Source organism: Rhizobium beringeri (assembly GCF_004306515.1).
Taxonomy (GTDB): domain Bacteria; phylum Pseudomonadota; class Alphaproteobacteria; order Rhizobiales; family Rhizobiaceae; genus Rhizobium; species Rhizobium beringeri.
This window is the reverse complement of record NZ_SILG01000004.1, coordinates 1-18410: the sequence shown is the minus strand read 5'-3', so window position 1 is coordinate 18410 and position 18410 is coordinate 1. Positions and strand designations below refer to the sequence as shown.

At 58.3% G+C, this 18410-nt stretch carries 13 protein-coding genes and 3 pseudogenes; 8 read left to right on the top strand and 8 right to left on the bottom strand.

Annotated elements, in window-relative coordinates:
• Positions 1–2: 2 nt before the first annotated feature.
• The 3 genes from ELH03_RS29750 to ELH03_RS29735 all read right to left on the bottom strand — a co-directional run bounded on the left by ELH03_RS29750 (position 3) and on the right by ELH03_RS29735 (position 2019).
• On the bottom strand, positions 3–314 hold the full coding sequence (locus ELH03_RS29750; protein ID WP_128401816.1) for a DUF736 domain-containing protein: 312 nt from the start codon (positions 312–314) through the stop codon (positions 3–5).
• An 807-nt stretch (positions 315–1121) separates the two neighbouring features.
• Positions 1122–1433, bottom strand: a complete 312-nt coding sequence (locus tag ELH03_RS29740; protein WP_128401815.1) for a DUF736 domain-containing protein — start codon at positions 1431–1433, stop codon at positions 1122–1124.
• A 145-nt stretch (positions 1434–1578) separates the two neighbouring features.
• Entirely contained in the window at positions 1579–2019 is a 441-nt protein-coding gene (locus ELH03_RS29735) for an RbsD/FucU family protein (protein WP_128401814.1), read from the bottom strand.
• A gap of 199 nt (positions 2020–2218) precedes the next feature.
• Here ELH03_RS29735 and ELH03_RS29730 point away from each other — a divergent pair, with 199 nt between their 5' ends.
• From ELH03_RS29730 to otsA, 5 genes are all read left to right on the top strand, one after another.
• A complete protein-coding gene (locus tag ELH03_RS29730; protein WP_128401813.1) occupies positions 2219–3217 on the top strand; it encodes a LacI family DNA-binding transcriptional regulator in 999 nt (332 codons plus the stop codon).
• Complete coding sequence (locus tag ELH03_RS29725; RefSeq protein WP_128401812.1) at positions 3214–4731, top strand: sugar ABC transporter ATP-binding protein; 1518 nt, start codon at positions 3214–3216, stop codon at positions 4729–4731. The genes ELH03_RS29730 and ELH03_RS29725 overlap by 4 nt, the downstream gene beginning before the upstream one ends.
• Entirely contained in the window at positions 4731–5774 is a 1044-nt protein-coding gene (locus ELH03_RS29720) for an ABC transporter permease (RefSeq protein ID WP_128401811.1), read from the top strand. The genes ELH03_RS29725 and ELH03_RS29720 overlap by 1 nt, the downstream gene beginning before the upstream one ends.
• A 53-nt stretch (positions 5775–5827) precedes the next feature.
• Positions 5828–6817 carry a substrate-binding domain-containing protein gene (locus tag ELH03_RS29715; RefSeq protein ID WP_128401810.1) on the top strand — a complete coding sequence of 330 codons (990 nt, stop codon included), beginning with the start codon at positions 5828–5830 and terminating at the stop codon, positions 6815–6817.
• Positions 6818–7313: 496 nt separating this feature from the next.
• Positions 7314–8705 carry an alpha,alpha-trehalose-phosphate synthase (UDP-forming) gene (gene otsA / locus ELH03_RS29710; protein ID WP_128401809.1) on the top strand — a complete coding sequence of 464 codons (1392 nt, stop codon included), beginning with the start codon at positions 7314–7316 and terminating at the stop codon, positions 8703–8705.
• A 197-nt stretch (positions 8706–8902) separates the two neighbouring features.
• Here the strand turns inward: otsA and ELH03_RS29705 are convergent, their stop codons facing one another.
• Both ELH03_RS29705 and ELH03_RS29700 read right to left on the bottom strand, forming a co-directional pair.
• Entirely contained in the window at positions 8903–9856 is a 954-nt protein-coding gene (locus tag ELH03_RS29705) for a sulfonate ABC transporter substrate-binding protein (protein ID WP_130767397.1), read from the bottom strand.
• Between the two features lie 441 nt (positions 9857–10297).
• The gene (locus tag ELH03_RS29700) at positions 10298–11827 is read right to left on the bottom strand and encodes an aldehyde dehydrogenase (NADP(+)) (RefSeq protein WP_130806845.1); all 1530 of its coding nucleotides are present in this window, start codon (positions 11825–11827) and stop codon (positions 10298–10300) included.
• Positions 11828–12338: 511 nt separating this feature from the next.
• Here ELH03_RS29700 and ELH03_RS29695 point away from each other — a divergent pair.
• Both ELH03_RS29695 and ELH03_RS29690 read left to right on the top strand, forming a co-directional pair.
• Positions 12339–12905 carry a sugar transferase gene (locus ELH03_RS29695; protein ID WP_026188787.1) on the top strand — a complete coding sequence of 189 codons (567 nt, stop codon included), beginning with the start codon at positions 12339–12341 and terminating at the stop codon, positions 12903–12905.
• A 121-nt stretch (positions 12906–13026) separates the two neighbouring features.
• Positions 13027–15021, top strand: a complete 1995-nt coding sequence (locus ELH03_RS29690) for a polysaccharide biosynthesis protein (RefSeq protein WP_130767395.1) — start codon at positions 13027–13029, stop codon at positions 15019–15021.
• Positions 15022–15042: 21 nt separating this feature from the next.
• Here the strand turns inward: ELH03_RS29690 and ELH03_RS29685 are convergent, their stop codons facing one another.
• Positions 15043–16317 carry an O-antigen ligase family protein gene (locus tag ELH03_RS29685; protein ID WP_130765959.1) on the bottom strand — a complete coding sequence of 425 codons (1275 nt, stop codon included), beginning with the start codon at positions 16315–16317 and terminating at the stop codon, positions 15043–15045.
• A gap of 305 nt (positions 16318–16622) precedes the next feature.
• Between ELH03_RS29685 and ELH03_RS29680 the strand changes: the two are divergent.
• A pseudogene (locus ELH03_RS29680) lies at positions 16623–17129 on the top strand (IS66 family transposase); the annotation flags it as partial.
• Between the two features lie 140 nt (positions 17130–17269).
• Here ELH03_RS29680 and ELH03_RS29675 read toward each other — a convergent pair.
• A pseudogene (locus ELH03_RS29675) lies at positions 17270–18272 on the bottom strand (tyrosine-type recombinase/integrase).
• A pseudogene (locus ELH03_RS38175) lies at positions 18269–18410 on the bottom strand (tyrosine-type recombinase/integrase); the annotation flags it as partial. The pseudogenes ELH03_RS29675 and ELH03_RS38175, both read right to left, overlap by 4 nt.

Below are 18410 nucleotides of genomic sequence, written 5' to 3'. Positions count from 1 at the left end.
CCTTATTCCCGGTTGGGGCGGGACCAGATCAGCTGGTAACCGTCCTCGCCTTCGACCTCGGAGAGCGTTGCGTAGATCGGAGCAGGGAAGCTTGGATCGTCGAGCTTGACCGAGAGGTAGTCACGATCGCTCTCGCTGGAGCGCTTCTGCCAGGCCGCTCCGAGCTCGACGTTGCCGGCGTAGATGCGGAAGTGCGGGCCCTTCTCGGAGGGGTTGTCGATCCGGGCGATGCGGGCCCTTATGTTGAGCGCCAGCGTGCGGATCGAGCCGGAGAAGCCGCTATCGGTGGCGGTGAAGGTGCCGATGGTTGCCATGTTCAAGTTCCTTTCGTGTGTATCGGGCCGCGCCTATCGCGGCCTCGATGGCTGTCGCAAGGATCGGTGACGATCGGACCGCACCCGTAGGGCCGGAACATGTGTGGAGGGCGGCCGGAGCAACTTTCTTGGTTCCGCGAGGAATGGGCGCGTAGCGCTCAGGGGAAGAAAGTTGAAAAGGCCGTTGCGGGAGAACGATCGAGGCAAAGCCGGTCTCCGATCAGACATGCCTCATCGAGCCCGCGATGGACGTGCCGTACCGTAGGAGAAACATGACGATGGCGGCCTTCGCCAGCCTGTTTGCCGTATCGGGCCGCTGCAAGCACCAGCTGCAGCGATGTCTCCAACCCATAGCGTTCGGTTGGGATGCGACAAGCTCGGCCGGCCGGGAAGTTGCCTCCGTTTATCGACGCCATGTCGTCGTGCCGAGATTCGTCGCCCGGCTATGCGTCAGGAGACGAAGCCATCGGTCGCCGAAACAAGCCGTCTCGAAAGCTCAAACTGATCGGCAGAAAACCGTCGATCAGGGTAAGCTAAACCGTCAGGCCACGCAGCCGAAAAGGTATCGGATTGAACCGTCGGCCGTTGCCGGCAACAACGAGCGACATAGCAAGTCTGGGTGGCGATGACGATCTTCGCACCGGTCCCCCTATCGCACCGGAGGCTGGCTCTGGTTCCCCGAGACCATTGGCTGGATATGAGCAGGTCCCACCCCTTCGCAAGACACACAAAACGTCGGGCGCGGCCTTGACGCCCGTTATCGGCTTTTTCTCAAGCGGCCGGTTGGAGGCGGGGCCTGGTCGGACCTTATTCCCGGTTGGGGCGGGACCAGATCAGCTGGTAACCGTCCTCGCCTTCGACCTCGGAGAGCGTTGCGTAGATCGGAGCAGGGAAGCTTGGATCGTCGAGCTTGACCGAGAGGTAGTCACGATCACTCTCGCTGGAGCGCTTCTGCCAGGCCGCTCCGAGCTCGACGTTGCCGGCGTAGATGCGGAAGTGCGGGCCCTTCTCGGACGGGTTGTCGACCCGGGCGATGCGGGCCTTGATGTTGAGCGCAAGCGTGCGGATCGAGCCGGTGAAGCCGTTTTCGGTTGATGTGAAGGTGCCGATGGTTGCCATGTCCAAGTTCCTTTCGTGTGTACCGGGCCGCGCCCTTCGCGACCTCGATGGCAGTCGCAAAGACCAATGACGGTCGGACCGCACCTGAAGAGGCCGCAATGCAGCAAGGGTGGCAAGTCGCAGATCTGTTAGTCGGAGAGAACCCTCAGACCACGCCCTTCTTAAGGATGAAGTTCCCGTAGGCGCGCGATTCGGCCGTCTGGATGACTGCAAACGATCGCATCGCGATAGGGTAGTACGCAAACCTCTCGACAGGTCGGCTCGCTATCGAACGCCCCTCTGTCTCATTGCAAATGGCGAGGACGTCTTTGTGCACTTCCAGCAACTCGCCTGGCGCGTCGACGGCCTCCATGTGCATCAGAGGCGTTTCACTGAACGTGTCCAAGGGCATCATCTGAAGGATCCCGCGGACTGCAGTCGGTGCGTCGACACCCTCCAAGATGAGAAGCTTTCCGCTCGTCGTTTGGGCCGCCACACGAAAACCGGAGAAATTTCGATCCACGATTGCCAGTTCGTCGCCGTGACCCATGGAGGCCAGGACCCACAACACGTCGGCCGTAATGAACGGCGGCACACCCTTCAGCATGGCGTCTCCCTCCCAAGAGATTTCACCGATAAGAACGATGAACGATTAACAGAAAAAAACGATTGCGCAAACGTTTCGATGGCGCTAGCGTGACGATATTAGCGGATCCTGGGAGAGCCTCTGGAGGTTGGAATTCCGCTTGGGAGGATAGTTTGAAAAACCTGTTTGTTGCGCTGCTGGCGAGAGCTGGAGTGCGCTCATGACGACTATTTCCGAGGTGGCAAAGGCGGCTGGGGTCTCAGTCTCCACGGTTTCGCACGTTCTCAATAAGACGCGCTACGTCTCACCCGAGAAGGTCAAGCTCGTCATCGAGTCCGTGGAGGCGATCGGATATATCCCCAATACAGTCGCTCGCTCGCTCAAACTGTCGTCGACAGGGACCGTCGGCCTCGCGATTTCCGCGATTTCGAACCCTTACTTCAGTGACATCATCTGCGCGATTGAAGCCGAGTGTTCCAAACGAGGCTTGATCGCGTTCCTCTGTGACACGCAGGATGATCCGGTCCGGGAGCTGGAACTGGTCCAGCATCTGCATCAGCGCCGGGTCGACGGGATTATACTTGCGCCTTCGGGCGATCCTAAAAAAGCGCTGGACTATCTCATCCGGTCCGACCTTCCCTGTGTGCTTGTTGACAGGCTATCGGACAGTCGTTTCGACCAGGTCGGGACGGATAACGTCGCCGCAATACGAACGCTCGTCGATCACCTCGTGACGCTGCATCATCGACGGGTTGGGATCATTCTCGGTCAGCCCGGCTTTGCGACGACTGTGGAGCGCGCAAAGGCCTTCCGCGCAGCGATGACGGAGAAGGGAATAGAGGTAGAGGACAATTTAATCAGCGATGGCAATCGCAGCACCGCCGATGCCACTGCTTCGACGCACCGTTTGCTGGAGCTGAAGGAGCCGCCGACAGCGATTCTTGCTTCGAACAATCTGGCGATGATCGGGGCTATGAGGGCTATCCGGGAGCGGAAGCTGCGTGTTCCCGCGGACATTTCTGTACTTGGTATCGATGATTTCGAATGGGCAGATTATTTCGAACCACGCCTGACGCTGATGGCCCAGCCTTGCGATGAAATTGGCAGAAAGGCGGCGGACTTGCTGATCGAGCGGATAGGCAACAAGCGCCGCCCTCGCGAGACCATTCGCCTGTCGCCAGTTTTGCGGGTGCGTGAATCGTGTGGAGAAGCAGCATGAGCCACGTCGTTCTTTCAGCGAAAGGTGTCGTCAAGCGCTTCGGCGGCGTCCAGGCGCTTCGCGGCGTGGATTTCGACCTAAAGGTTGGCGAAATCCATGCGCTGCTTGGTGAAAATGGTGCAGGAAAATCGACGTTGATGAACTTGTTGTCCGGTGTGAATACGCCGGACGAGGGAGAGATCTTCATCGACGGCAAACCCGCGCGATTTCACAGCCCGCGTGATGCACAAGCAGCGGGAATCGCAACGATCTTCCAGGAGCTAGACCTCGTTCCAAGCCTGACCGTGGCTGCCAATCTCTTTCTCGGGCGCGAGCTTGTCCATCGGCATGGCATGCTCGATGGCAAGGCGATGCTGCAAGAGGCGCGCACAAGACTGGAAGCGATCGACCGATCGATCGATCCCACCCAGTTCGTCAGTGAGCTTTCGATCGGCCAGCGCCAGGTCGTCGCAATCGTCAAGGCGCTTTCCTACGCATCGAGAGCCCTCATCATGGATGAGCCGACGGCTGCCTTAACCGTTGGCGAAGTAGATCGATTGTTCGACCTCATGCGTGGCTTGGCATCGTCGGGAGTTGGCATCGTCTATATCTCGCATCGTCTTGAGGAAGTCCCGCAGATCGCTCACCGCGTAACGGTCATGCGCGACGGCAAGGTGGCTGGCGTCACCAAACCGGATGCTCCACAGGCCGAACTGGTGCAGCTTCTCGTCGGACGTCCTTTGAACGAGCTTTATCCGCGCCGCGCACATAGTGTTGGTGACGTGCTCCTGCGGATGCGGCAGGCTTCCTTCCGCCCACATCGCGCTTCTCCCGGGTGGCAGGCGCCAATCAAAGTCGATCTCGATGTACGTAGCGGCGAAATCGTCGGGCTCGCTGGCGTTATGGGGGCGGGTCGAACCGAGCTCTTGAGCGCACTCTACGGAACAGGCGTGCCGGGCCAATGGCATGGGGACATTACGATTGGTGGCAAGCCGGCCAGGCTCAAATCCATCGCGGCTGCTCGCAGGGCGGGGCTGGCGTTCGTAACCGATGACCGGCGTGGAGCCGGTCTCATGTTGCGTATGTCTGTAGGTCTCAATCTGGTGATGTCGATCATCCGCTGGATATCACCAAGGGGCTTTATGTCTGCGCGACGCCAAGAGGATGCGATCAAAAGTTCTTTCGGCCAATTCGACATCCGTCCCAAGAATCCCGGCATCGCGGTCGGGGCACTTTCGGGGGGAAATCAACAGAAGGTCGTCCTTGCAAAGGAAGTGCTGGGAAATCCGCGCTTGTTGCTTCTCGACGAGCCGACGCGTGGCGTCGACGTCGGCGCAAAGGGGGAAATCTATGCCCGCTTGCGCAAACTTGCTTCAGAGGGATTGGGCATTCTTGTCGCTTCGAGCGAGATGCCCGAGCTGATCGGCTTGTGCGATCGAATAGTAGTTTTGCGCAACGGCAGCAGCGTTGCTGAGTTTTCTGGCGGCGTCGACGAACACGAAGTCCTGGCGGCCGCCAACGGGAGGGAGGCCTGATGTCCGAACAGCAAATTGCATCCAATCCAACCGTTCAGCCCGCAAAGCGGATGGATCCGCTCGCGGTGTTGGTCCGCTTCCAAAGCTTGATCGGCCTTATACTCGTTTTCGCCGGGGGCATCATTTTCTCACCGCGTCGGCACGGTGTCATCTTGTTCATTCAACCCGACAACATCGCCAACATCGTCCGCGCGGTGTCTGAGACTGGCATCATCGCGATCGGAATGACGTTTGTGATCATCACGGCCGGGATTGATCTCTCGGTTGGGGCGACACTTGGTCTTGCGAGCGTGGTAACAGCAACATTGATGGTCTCAGGCGGATTTGGGCTGATCACCACGGTGCTGGCAGTGCTACTGATGGGCATTTGCTTCGGGTTGGTCCAGGGAGCGATCTCAAGCAAGTTTCGACTTGAAGCGTTTATCGTGACTCTTGCCGGTCTACAGGCTGCTCGCGGGCTTGCACTCGTTGTGTCGGACAATCAATACATCAATATCTCTTATGGTGATGGTCCTGGGCTCGCTCCGCCCATCTTTGCCATTCTGGGCGGCCGGCTATTCGGCAACGTCGTTCCCGTGGCTACGATCGTCTTCTTGATCTTTGCCTGCATCGCCACGCTGGTGCTGAACACGACCAGATTCGGCCGTTACGTCTATGCCGTCGGCGGAAACGAGCGCGCCGCCCGCATCTCAGGTGTTCCGGTCTCGGCCATCAAGATCGCCGTTTACGCCATTACCGGCTTTGCGTCCGCGCTTGCTGGCATCGTCCATGCCGGGCAATTCAATTTTGGGAGTGCCAATGATGGGACCGGATATGAATTGACGGCCATCGCGGCTGTCGTCATCGGCGGAACCAGCCTGTTTGGCGGGTCGGGTTCAATGGTCGGAACAATCGCCGGTACGATCATGCTCGGCGCCTTGGCCAATATACTGCAGCTAAACAACATCACCCCAGCGATGCAGTTGCTTGCCACAGCGGCAATTATCGTTCTGGCGGCAGTCCTTCAATCCCTCGTTCGTCGCCGCGAAGGATTGGGCAGGTAGTGTGGCGGCATCACCCGGAGGGTGGATCCGGGATCAATGTGGAGGAGAAAGTAATGACACAGAATGCACTTCGACTGTCGCATGCCGGACGCATGGCACTCCTGGCCGGCTCATGCCTTGCTATTGCCAGCGTGGCTCACGCTGCCGATCCGCTGGTGAAGGCTTGCGCCAAGGATGGCGAGTTCGTCATCGGCTTCTCGCAGGCCAATAATGCGGAGCCCTATCGCCAGCACGTCAACGATGAACTAGAGGCAGCCGCCAAGGCAGTCCCGCAGTTCACGCTGCAGATCGCTGACGGGGCGGGCAACGTCAACACCCAGACATCGCAGGTCGACAATTTCATCACCCAAAAGGTTGACCTTCTGTTGATCTCGCCTTTCGAGGCGGCTCCGCTTACGCCCGCCGTCAAGCGGGCGATGGACGCGGGTATCCCGGTCGTCGAACTTGACCGCAAGACGAACGGTGAGGCTGGCAAGGACTACACAGCTTTCATCGGAGGAGACAACTACAAGATCGCGTTGGCCGCCGGCGAATATACGAGCAAGACGCTTCTGCCGGACGGCGGCGAGGCGGCCGTGCTGCAGGGGCTGCCGAGTTCCACACCGGCCGTCGAACGGCTCAATGGTTTCAAGGATGGCGTGAAGGCCAACTCCAAGATCCAGATCGTGGCAGAACAGGCAGCAGACTGGTTGCCGGATAAAGCGCAGACCGCGTTCGCCGCGATGCTGCAGGCTCATCCCGACATCAAGATGGTCTATGCCAGCAACGACATGATGGCGGCAGGTGCGCTACTTGCTGCGAAAGGTGCCGGTAAGAGCGTGAAGATCATCGGCACCGATGGCTTGCCGGGTCCGGCAGGCGGGATCGAGGCAGTCGCAAAGGGCGACTGGTCAGCGACCTTCACATATCCGACAGGAGCGAAAGAGGCGATCGACATGGCCAAGTCGATATTGCTGGACTGCGCATCGTCGGTTCCAGCGACGGTAACGGTCGATACCACCGCCATTACGCCTGATAACGCCAAGCAGATGATGGGCAAGTAAAGCTCCAGACTCAACCCGGCCGGACGAGTCCATCCAGCCGGGTTGAACCACAGCAATCGATTGGCGCGCCCGACCGAGTCGTCGCGCCACTCCAGCAGTTGGTCGAAAGTTTCAGCAGCAGCCGGCCTAAGTCTTCTTGCGGTGCCGCGGGGCTGGTGAGGCGTCAGCCGTGACAGAATGTCAGATACGAGCTGAGCCAAGATCGCGAAACTGAAAAGTCAAATCCGAACACGTCGGCGAACATTGATGACGCAAAGCGCTAGAATGCTGCTAGCCTGATCGCATGCCTTGTGGCAGAAGGCGTGTGGCCGAAGTTCGCAGGTCATCACCAACGATGTTACTGACCAAGTATTGGTTGGCGAAGTCAAAACAGGTAAGTCTAGCAATCCGTCGACTCGCGTTCTGCGCGTCTCGGTCTCCCGCGATGCGGCAGCTTCGCGGACTGATCGGATCATTGGCCATTCGAGGCTAGAACATTCCATGAAAGGACTTTGCAATGGCACGGCTTGTTGTCGTTTCCAATCGAGTGCCGATTCCCGATAAAGACGGCGTGGCACCGGCGGGCGGTCTTGCCGTCGCCTTGCAGGCCGCTCTCCAGGAGCGCGGCGGTATCTGGATGGGGTGGTCGGGCAAGTCGAGCGGGAGCCGAGAACCAGAGATGCTCTCGCGGCGGCAGCAAGGTAACATCACCTATGCCGTGACCGACCTGACCGATACCGACGTCGAGGAATATTATCACGGCTTTGCCAACCGCGTTCTCTGGCCGATCTGCCACTATCGGCTCGATCTTGCAGAGTATGGGCGCAAGGAAATGGCCGGCTATTTCCGCGTCAACCGCTTCTTCGCACAGAGGCTAGCGCCGCTGATCGAGCCGGACGACGTCATCTGGGTACATGATTATCACCTCATTCCGCTGGCAGCGGAACTGCGCCGGATAGGACTGAAAAACCGAATAGGTTTCTTCCTGCACATCCCCTGGCCATCAGCCGATGTGCTCGTCACGATGCCGGTGCACGAGGAAATCATGCGTGGATTGTCGCACTACGACCTTCTCGGATTCCAGACCGACCATGATCTTCAGAATTTTGCCGGCTATCTCACGCGAGAGGGCATCGGCAACGACCTCGGCGACGGCCTATTTGATTCGCACGGACGGACATTCAAATCAGCTGCCTACCCAATTGGCATCGAGACCGCGGCTTTCGCTGAACTTGCAGGCAAAGCCTCGGCAAACATCCTGGTCCGCAAGGCCCGCCAGAGCATCGAGGGCCGCGACCTGATCATTGGCGTCGACAGGCTCGACTATTCGAAAGGCATCACCCAGCGCCTGGACGCTTTCGAGCGTTTCATCACCACCAATCCAGCCTATCAAAACAAGGTGACATACTTACAGATTACCCCGAAATCGCGATCCGAAGTGCCGGAATACGAGCAGATGCAGCGAATGGTGGCTGAACAGGCAGGCCGGGTAAATGGCGCGATCGGAACCGTGGATTGGGTGCCGATCCGCTATATCAATCGGTCCAGCAGCAGAAATGTGCTCGCTGGCCTTTACCGTCTTGCCACAATCGGGTTCGTAACGCCGTTGCGCGACGGAATGAACCTGGTCGCGAAGGAATATGTCGCAGCGCAAGATCCCGATCGCCCGGGTGTACTCGTTCTTTCCCGCTTTGCCGGCGCCGCCCGCGAATTGAAAGGTGCGCTGCTCGTTAATCCCTATGATGTCGAAGGCACCGCCAACGCCCTTGCCAGGGCACTAACCATGTCAATCGAAGAACGCCGAGAACGCTGGCGGGGAATGATGGATCATCTGCTCGAACATGACGTCTCTCGCTGGTGCAATGATTTTCTGAGAGATTTGACTGCCAAGACGGCTGCCGCCAATTAGATTTTCCACGCAAACCAGACGATCGAACCGCGCCGGATCGCCGGCGCGCGACTGAGAGGGCTGCATTCTGATTTGCGGCCCCTCCCAATGCACCGCGTCTCAGCTTCACACGGAGCTCGGTGTCCCGGCTGAATGTCATGCGAGAAGGCGGCCAGACCTTCTCGCTCGAGCCAGTACTCAAATCCTGAAGATGGGAATTACGCCTTGCCCTTGCGGACGACGTCCGCAATCGTCACCTCTTTGGGAATGAGCTTCAATTTGAAAAAGGTATCGGCGATGCTCTGCTGCTGCGCGACGACGGTGTCATCCAGGCTCTTGATCCCGTAGGACTGACGTTCGAGCGCCTTGACGAGGACAGGTTCGGGGATGCCGACCGACGGTGATAGCTCCGCAGCCGCAGCCGCGGTATCGGACTTGGTCCATTCGTCGATCTCGGAAATGGCGTCAATCAAGACATCGATCGCCTGGGCATGGCCGTCAACCAGCGAAGTCGTGCCGAGATAAAACTGGTGATTGGGAACGATGCCCTCGCCATTTCTGAGCTCTCGCGCCTCGATCGCCACTTCCGCAGCGGCCTGGAAGGGATCCCAGATGACCCATGCATCCACCGCGCCCTTTTCGAAAGCTGCGCGGCCGTCAGCTGGGGCGAGGAAGGATGGTTCCACGTCCTCGTAGGTCAGACCGGCTTCTTCAAGGGCCTTGACGAGCAGGTAGTGCACGTTCGAGCCCTTATTGAAGGCGACCTTCTTGCCCTTCAGATCGGCAACGGACTTGATGGGGCTATCTTTCGGGACAAGTATGGCTTCACCGCGCGGGGCGGGCGGCTCGTGTGCGATGTAGACGAGGGGAGCGTTCGCCGCCTGGGCGAAGATCGGCGGCGTTTCGCCGGTCGATCCGAAATCGACAGCACCAGCGTTCAGGGCTTCGAGGAGCTGGGGACCGCCCGGAAATTCGGTCCATTCAACGGTGTAGTCGATCGATTTGAGTTTCTTCTCCAGCAACCCTTTGCCCTTGAGAAGCACCAGAGTTCCATATTTCTGGTAGCCGATGCGCACAACCTTGTCAGCCGCCCCAGCCGGTCGAACCTGCATCAAAGGTGTCGCGATGGCACCTGCCACCACCGCAGTAAAAGCTCGTCTTGTGATCTTCATCATATCCTCCGGAATAGACGACGCTAAAATAAAGTATGTCTACATTTTTCCTAGAGTATACGTGCTCCCGCGTGCGCTTCTTCGGGATTCGCTTTTTTGTTCTGTCGCGGCAGCGAGCAAAAAGAACCGCGCCTTTGCTGATGCGGATTTTAACGCGACGAATTCGGCAGGCGATCGCAATCCCCCGTCTGCCCCGATGTGACGACAGCAAGCAGGTTTCAATCCCGCCGTTGATCGAAGTGAGACGAAGTTAACAAAATGTCTAAAGAGACGATCAGTTCGCACTTGCGGTGAGGGCCGGTCGGGCATCTCGGCCGACCGGCCACGTCCTTCATGTATAGTTGGTCGCACGCCGGGGAGGGTGCTTCCAGAAAAGATCGAGCGCCCTCCGTTTCGTTTTCCTCATGAGATAGGCCGCTGGTGAGAACGTCGATGCTGGGGCTACATGCTTTGAAGCGGCGCCGGAAGCAACTCGGCCGGAAAGTCCTGGTAGGAAACCGGTCGCAAAAACCGATAGATTGCCAGAGTGCCGACTGAAGTCGACCGACCGTCCGACGTCGCCGGATACGGCCCGCCGTGCACCATCGCCGGAGAAACCTCAACGCCGGTGCCGAACCCGTTCACGAGGAGACGACCGGCGAGAAGTTCCAGCTGCGAAATCATTTGCGCAGCATTCGACAAGTCGTCTTGGTGGACGTGCAAAGCAATCGTCAATTGACCTTCCAGAGAGTTCACGACCTGGCGCAGATCCGCTTCATCACGGCAACGCACGATCAATCCTGCTGCGCCGAATATCTCCTCCTGAAGCTCGGGCTCTGAAAGGAAGGAGGCCGAGGTCGTTTCAAATAGGGCTGCCGCTGCCTGTTGCGGCGTTCCCTGCTTTCCCGTCGCTAACTGCGATACGGAAGACGACGCCGACAGTCTGGCGAGACCCTTCCGATAGGCCTCGCATATCCCCCCGGTCAGCATCGTTTGAGCCGGAGTTTCCTGAAGAGCTGCTGAGGCAGCCTTGATGAACACGTCGAGGTCGCCGCCATCGATTGCGATGATAAGGCCTGGATTGGTGCAGAACTGACCGGCTCCCAAGGTCAGGGAGGACGCGAACGATTTCCCGATCGCTTCTGCGTTGTCTTGCAGGGCGTTCGGGAAAAGGATGACGGGATTGATGCTGCTCATTTCAGCGTAGACCGGAATTGGCTGCTTCCGCTCCGACGCAATCTTCATCAGCGCGGTTCCGCCGCGCCGGGAGCCCGTAAAGCCCACAGCGCGTATCCGATGATCGGCGACCAGCATCTGTCCAACCTCAAAACCAGCGTCGAACAGTAAGGCGAAAGTTCCTGCCGGCAGGCCGCTTGCTGCGACCGCCTGCTGGACGGCACTGCCGACAAGCGCCGACGTTCCGGGATGAGCGGAATGAGCCTTCACGACAACGGGACAGCCGGCGGCAAGCGCGGAGGCCGTATCGCCTCCTGCGACGGAGAAGGCAAGAGGGAAATTCGAAGCGCCAAACACCGCCACAGGCCCGAGAGCCACATTGCGAAGACGAAGATCAGGCTTGGGTGCAGGCTTCCGGTCGGGATCGGCCGGATCGAACCGGAGTTCTTGGAATGTGCCTTTGCGTACCTCTTTGGCAAATAGGCGCAACTGGCCGACGGTTCTCGCTCGCTCGCCTTCGAGACGCCCACGCGGCAGGCCGGTTTCGTCCATCGCTCTCAGGATCAGATCGTCACCGAGTTCGAGAATGTTCTCAGCAATTGCCTCCAGGAAAAGCGCGCGCTTCTCCAGCGGTGTCTCCCGATAAATGGGGAAAGCATCCCAGGCGACAGCCGTGGCTTGCTCCACCTGATCTTTCGTCGCTCCCGCAAAGCTCGGTTCCATAGGTGAGCCGCTGGCAGGATTGGTGGCGGAAAAGCTGGCTGCGCCGCCCCGCAGAACCGCGCCGCCGATGAGAAGATCGCCGGAGACTTTCATGATACATCCTTTCGAAAACTTATTCTGGACCACTGTTCAGGTCCCCACTGAAAGATCGCTTGTGGACCTCTCAACGATGTTGGCTGGATGTAGATAGTCTCACAGCGCCGTAAAACCAAGTCGTGGAGTTAAAAAGTAATACTTTTTATCCAGGCCTCCGTCAGCCTTTCATCGGACGCAACACGGCGTGCGGAATGGTCCTTCAGGTGGGCCACCATCAGCAGCCAGAATGAAGAGCCCTGCTGGACGAATGTCAGACCCGCAGTCAAACAAGCTGCCAACCGCGGGGGCGCAAAGACCCAGCGCTCCCGGGGGAAGCAGCCGACCGGTTTGAAGTGTGGTCGAACCTAAACTGGGCATGGCAGGAGGAGCGCGACAGGTCGATGATCAACCAAGAATGCCCACAGATAAAACACCATGTCCTCCAGTTGACGCGAAACGCTTTTTGACGATACGGCAAGGCGATAGTGTGAACGGCGGATGGTCGGTCGATGGAGCGGAGCTTCGGAGTATGGGTTTGAAACGGGCGGTGGATTTTTTGCTGGCTTTGATTGCGTCGGTGATCCTGCTCCTTCCGATCCTCATCGTCGCCCTATGTGTTCGCCTCACCTCGCCCGGACCAATCCTCTATTGGTCAAAACGTGTCGGCCGTTTCAATCAGATCTTTCTGATGCCAAAGTTTCGCAGCATGCGCGTCGACACGCCGACGGTTGCCACGCATTTGCTTGAAAATCCGGATCGGTTTCTGACACCCATCGGCTCGTTTCTGCGCAAATCCAGCCTCGACGAACTGCCGCAGCTCTGGTGCATTCTCGAGGGGAAGATGAGTTTCGTCGGCCCACGGCCGGCACTCTACAATCAATACGACCTAATAGAATTACGGACGGCCCATGGCGTCGACAAGCTCCTGCCCGGATTGACGGGATGGGCGCAGATCAACGGACGCGACGAATTGCCGATTCCGGAGAAGGTAAAATTCGATATCGAATATCTCGAACGTCGCTCGCTCGGCCTCGACATAAGCATCCTGTTTATGACGGCGGAGAAGGTAATCCGCCGTAAGGGAATAAGGCATTAAGCCACCTACTTCTGATAGATAAGCGGTGCGGAAGACCTTGGTTTCCGATTATTTCAGTTGCGCTCGTTGCAGAAAATGACAAGAAGGTGGTGTCGATCGATCTGCGAAACGCTGGTAAGCAATGCCTGAAAATACCCCCACTGAGACATCGCGCTCAGGATGGTTCTTAATGCCGATGCAAGCGCTCGTCGCCCCTCTGCTGGCGATGCCGCGGGTTGCCAAACGTGCTCTGGCTTTGCTGGTGGATTCCAGCTTTTGCGTTCTGACGATCTGGCTGGCCTATTGCTTCCGCCTGAACGAATGGACGGTGCTGACCGGCGTCCAGTGGTTGCCGGTCTTCGTTTCGCTCTGTATGGCACTTCCCATCTTCATCGTCATGGGCATGTATCGGGCGATCTTCCGTTATGCCAATATGGCTGCTTTCATTACTGTTCTGAAGGCGATTGCGATCTACGGCTTCGCCTTCATGACGATATTTACCGCCCTCAGCGTGCCGGGTGTTCCGAGAACCGTCGGCATCCTCCAGCCCTTCCTGCTGTTGATTGCGATCGGGCTGTCGAGGCTGAGTATCCGCTACTGGCTTGGGGATGCCTACCAACGCATCCTTCACAAGAATATGCTCGCCAAGGTGCTGATCTATGGGGCAGGGACGGCCGGGCGGCAACTGGCCGGTGCCTTGATGAACAGTGCCGAACTCAATGTCGTCGGCTATCTGGATGATGATCCGCGTCTCAAGGGCGGCGTCATGGGTGGTTTGCCGATCTACGACCCCTCGGATCTTCCGGTGCTTGCCGAAGCTCTTGGCGTGCACAATGTGCTTCTTGCTCTTCCATCTGCATCGCGGCAGCGTCGCAACGAAATCCTGGAGCACATCCGTAAAGCCCGGGTCAATGTTCGCACGTTGCCGGATCTCACGGCCCTGGCTCAGGGGCGCATCGCCGTCTCCGACATCCGTGAGCTGGAGATCGAAGATCTGTTGGGGAGAGAGGCGGTCTCACCACGGCAGGAGTTGCTCGACAAGGCGATGCGCAAAAAGGTGGTTATGGTCACGGGTGCTGGTGGCTCGATCGGCGGTGAGTTATGCCGCCAGATTCTGCGCAACGAGCCTTCCAGCCTGATCCTCCTCGATCAGAACGAGTTTGCGCTTTATAATATCCATGCCGAATTGCAGAAGCTGGCCGAGCTGTACAGACATGAAAATCTGCAGATCGTCCCAATTCTTTGTTCCGTTCGCGACCAGGATCGTATGGAACATATCATGCAGAGCTGGCGACCTCAGACGCTCTATCATGCGGCCGCTTACAAGCATGTGCCCCTTGTCGAACATAATGCCGTGGAAGGCATCAAGAACAACGTCATGGGTACGTTGATCACGGCTCGCGCGGCCAATAAATGCGGTGTTTCGAATTTCGTGCTGATCAGTACAGACAAGGCCGTACGTCCCACAAACGTGATGGGGGCTAGCAAGAGGCTGGCGGAGATGGTTCTGCAGGCGCTCGCAGCAGAGTCTACAACCGACAGAATGCGAACGAATTTTTCCATGGTCCGCTTTGGGAATGTTCTCGGTTCGTCCGGATCCGTCGTGCCGCTTTTCAGGCAGCAGATCAAGGAAGGCGGCCCCGTAACCCTGACACATCCTGAGATAACCCGCTACTTCATGACCATTTCGGAAGCCTCGCAACTCGTCATCCAGGCTGGTGCGATGGCCGAAGGCGGAGATGTTTTCCTGCTCGACATGGGGGAGCCCGTGCGCATCGCCGATCTCGCCCGCAAGATGGTAGAGCTTTCCGGGCTGACCCTTCGCGACGATGACAATCCTGAAGGGGATATCGAGCTTTCCGTTACCGGCCTCAGGCCGGGCGAGAAGCTCTACGAAGAACTTTTGATCGGCGACAATCCTGAAACAACCGAACATCCTCGCATTATGAAGGCGCGCGAGGATTTCCTCTTCTGGCCGGATCTTTCGAAAAAGCTCAACTCGCTCAATTCGGTATTGGATCGGAACGATATGGTCGGGGCACGTGCGATGTTGGCGGAGCTCGTCTCCGGCTATTCCTCAACGGGTGAAGTCTCTGATCTGGCCTTCACCGGCGCTGAAACCAATACGGCGGCCTGAGAGCGTCGGAGTTTGCAGACGTTAGCTCCGAACGACAGGCATAAAGCCCGTCCTGCCTCTGTCCGCACAAATAAGGGCGACCATATAGGCGAAGATCGGATCCAGAGCCTTCTGATTGAACATGATGCCAAAGCTGCCGGTTATGACGTAGCTGCTGACGAGCAGAAGAGCGAGCGCAATGGCGAGATCCCGGCCCGGTCCGGGTTCTTTTCTCCACGCGCCTATCACGGGCGTCAGGAGCATCAGCGAAAGCGCCGCAATACCGAAAACGCCGGCGTCGATTCCCGCGGTCAGAAAACCGTTGTGGACATGCGAGAAGGGCAGCTGCGGCCTTATGTTATCGGGAAGTTCCGCCAGAACCGAAGCCATCCGGTTTTGCGGGCCATAACCAGTCAAGGGGTCCTTACGGATTGCTGATAGTGCACCTTTGTACAAAGCGAACCGCGCACTGAGCGACGTGATCTCGCCGTCACTGCGTTCGAGCGTTGTCAGATCTCCCTGGAGCGCCTCGATGCGATTGAGGATCTGGCCGCTGCCCAGGGCGACAAGTCCGGCTAACAGCAAGGAGCCGGTAATGGCGAGGCTGCGCAAGCTCAGATGGAAGCTGTGTTTGCGAAAATACCAGAGAAAGATGACGATATGGACGGGAATGACCAGCCAGGCCGAACGCGTTCCCGAAAGCAGCACGCAGCCTAGGCCGGCGGCATATCCCAATATCGCAATTCTTTGCTCCACGCTTCTCGGAGATTGAACGTTGAGAAGCGCAATGCCGCCGAAAAGAACGCCTATGACGCCCAGCAGTGCAGCGTTCGACGTTCCAGCCTCGGCCCTCTCCATCAGAAACATGATCTGCAGGAGACTGAAGACAAAGGTGACGATCATGCCGATGCCTGCGGCGAGGATAAAGAGCGGCACGAGACGGCCATCGGGAGATTGGCGCATTCGCGGCAACATCAGCCAGACCGAAAAGAAAGGCAGGAGCCGGAATATCCAGTCCAGTTCTTCGGAGTAAGGGGGATTGATGAATATGCTGGCGATCATCACCAGCGGGTAGATCGACATGCCAATGGCAACCAGCCGGTCGGATCTCGACAAGTTCAAGGCGAGGCGGCCCGTGGCCAGACAGTAGAGGCCCCATACCATCGACGCGAGGAGGATGAAGGAGTTAAAGTTCGGCGAAAGCCCCGGAAGGATTGCAAAGGCAAAGACCGCAATGCGGTTATTTCGATCGAGCGCACTTCCGGCCTCAGTCCCCGTATGAAGCACTGCTATCTTGAGTTGCCTGAAGTAATTCACCTTGCCGGCCCTGACAGTGTCGATACTGTCTCGCTAAGGATCGCGAAGACGGCTGTCAAGCCGCGATGAGGGCGCAATCCATGGCTTTATTCAACGTGGTATTCAGGCAACAGGCCGTTCTGGACAGACGTGGTTCTTATTCGATGATCGGCGGCAAATGGATACGGCAGGAAGGCCGCCTTCAACGGAAAACACGTCTGAGGTGCGGGCTTGATTTGAATGTGTGATCCTCAAACGGCACGATCTATGCCCTGCCAGAGGCCGCTGCCTCCGGAAAGCTGCAGATCGCCGGTGTGAGGCGGTGCCAATCGAGCGGTTACGGCGCCTACAACAAGCTTGCCCGATCTGACGGCGGCAATGACGGAGTGATATTGGCCGGCTGCTGGTCCCATAGCAGACGCAAGTTCTACGAGCTCCACGCCTCGGAAAGCTCAAAGATCGCCACCGAAACGGTGGAGCTGATGGCAAAGCTCTGGCAGGTCGAAGAAACTGCCCGCGGGCAAAGCCCTGACGCTCGTGCCGCGGCGCGTCAGCAGACATCTGCTGCCGTCGTCAATGAGCTCTTCGACCTTTGGCAAAGAACCCTGCCGCGGATCTCCGGCAAATCGAAGCTTGCCGAGGCGATCCGCTATGCTACCTCGCGTCGCTCCATCTTCGAACGCTTCCTCACCGACGGTCGCATCGAGCTCGACTCCAACATCGTTGAGCGCGCGATCAGGCCCCAGACAATTACGCGAAAGAACTCCCTCTTCGCCGGCAGCGACGGCGGGGGCAGGACCTGGGCGACAATCGCCACGCTCCTTCAGACAGCATTATGCCGCGCGCGGCATAAGCACGTTTATGCCGACCGTCGAACTATGCCGAGTGTCTCTTCTATTGTTTGCAGCAAACCGTGCGTTCCCGGCCCGTTCGGCGGGTCGCTGTTGTTTGGCACTCGGCATAGTTCTCATGCTCAGAGGGCGTTCAGGAATTCCAGAAGCCGGTCGCTTGGTCGAAATCGCTCGGCCTTGGCGCGTTCGTACGGCTTCAGCTTTGCGAGTGCAGATTCCTTCAGTTCGAGATGTGCATGAAGATAGGTCAACGTCGTTTCCATCGCTTCGTGGCCCAACCACAGGGCAATTACGGAGCAGTCGACGCCCGCCTGCAGCAACTCCATGGCAGCAGAGTGCCGCAAGACATGGGGCGAGACCCGCTTTGAGCGAAGGGAGATGCAGTGCTCACGTGCTTTGGCGACATATTTGTTCAGCAGCGCCTGCACGCCGTCCGCGCTGAGCCTGCCACCGTGCATATTCGGAAAGAGAGCCGTTGCGCCCCCGCTTCCCTGGCTCCCTGAGCCACCGCTGGAGGGCTTGCTGTGCAACCTTCGTGAGCGGCGTACTTCGCTCTTTGCGGCCCTTGCCGACGCATTGCACATGCGCACCGCGGCCGAGCACTACCGAGTCTCGGTCGAGGTCGATGATCTCCGAGACCCGCAGCCCCGTTTGCGCGGCCAGCAATAGCAGAGTGTAATCGCGGCGTCCCAGCCACGTGTTTCGATCCGTACAGTCCAGGATCGCTTCAATCTCGGGCCTGGTTAGGAACTGAAGCTGCCGCTTGTCGCATCGCTTGCTGGGGATCGCGAGCACACGCTGAATGTGGGCGCTGTGTGCCGGCTCCTCAAACGCCGCATATCGGAAGAAAGAGCGGATGGCTGTGAGGCGGAGATTCCGGGTCCGCACCGAGGCGGATCTCTGCGTCTCAAGATCCTCCAGGAATGCGCCGATGAAAGGAGCGTCCAAATCCCGCAGCGTCAACTGGGATGGGGATCTCCCAATGCGCGTCTGTGCGAAAGCAAACAGGAGCCTGAAGGTGTCGCGATAGGAGGCGATGGTATTGGAACTTACACCTCGATGCTTCATAAGCCGATCCGTAAACCACCGCTCGATTAGCACGGGCAGGTCGTTCGTGTGTCTCATGACCGGACCTCCCAACGCTTATCCAATCGCCGTACGGCATGGTTCATCAGTTCCGGCGTGGCCGACAGATACCAATAGGTGTCGCGAACATTGGCATGGCCGAGGAAGGTTGAGAGAACGGGCAGCTCGCGTTCCACA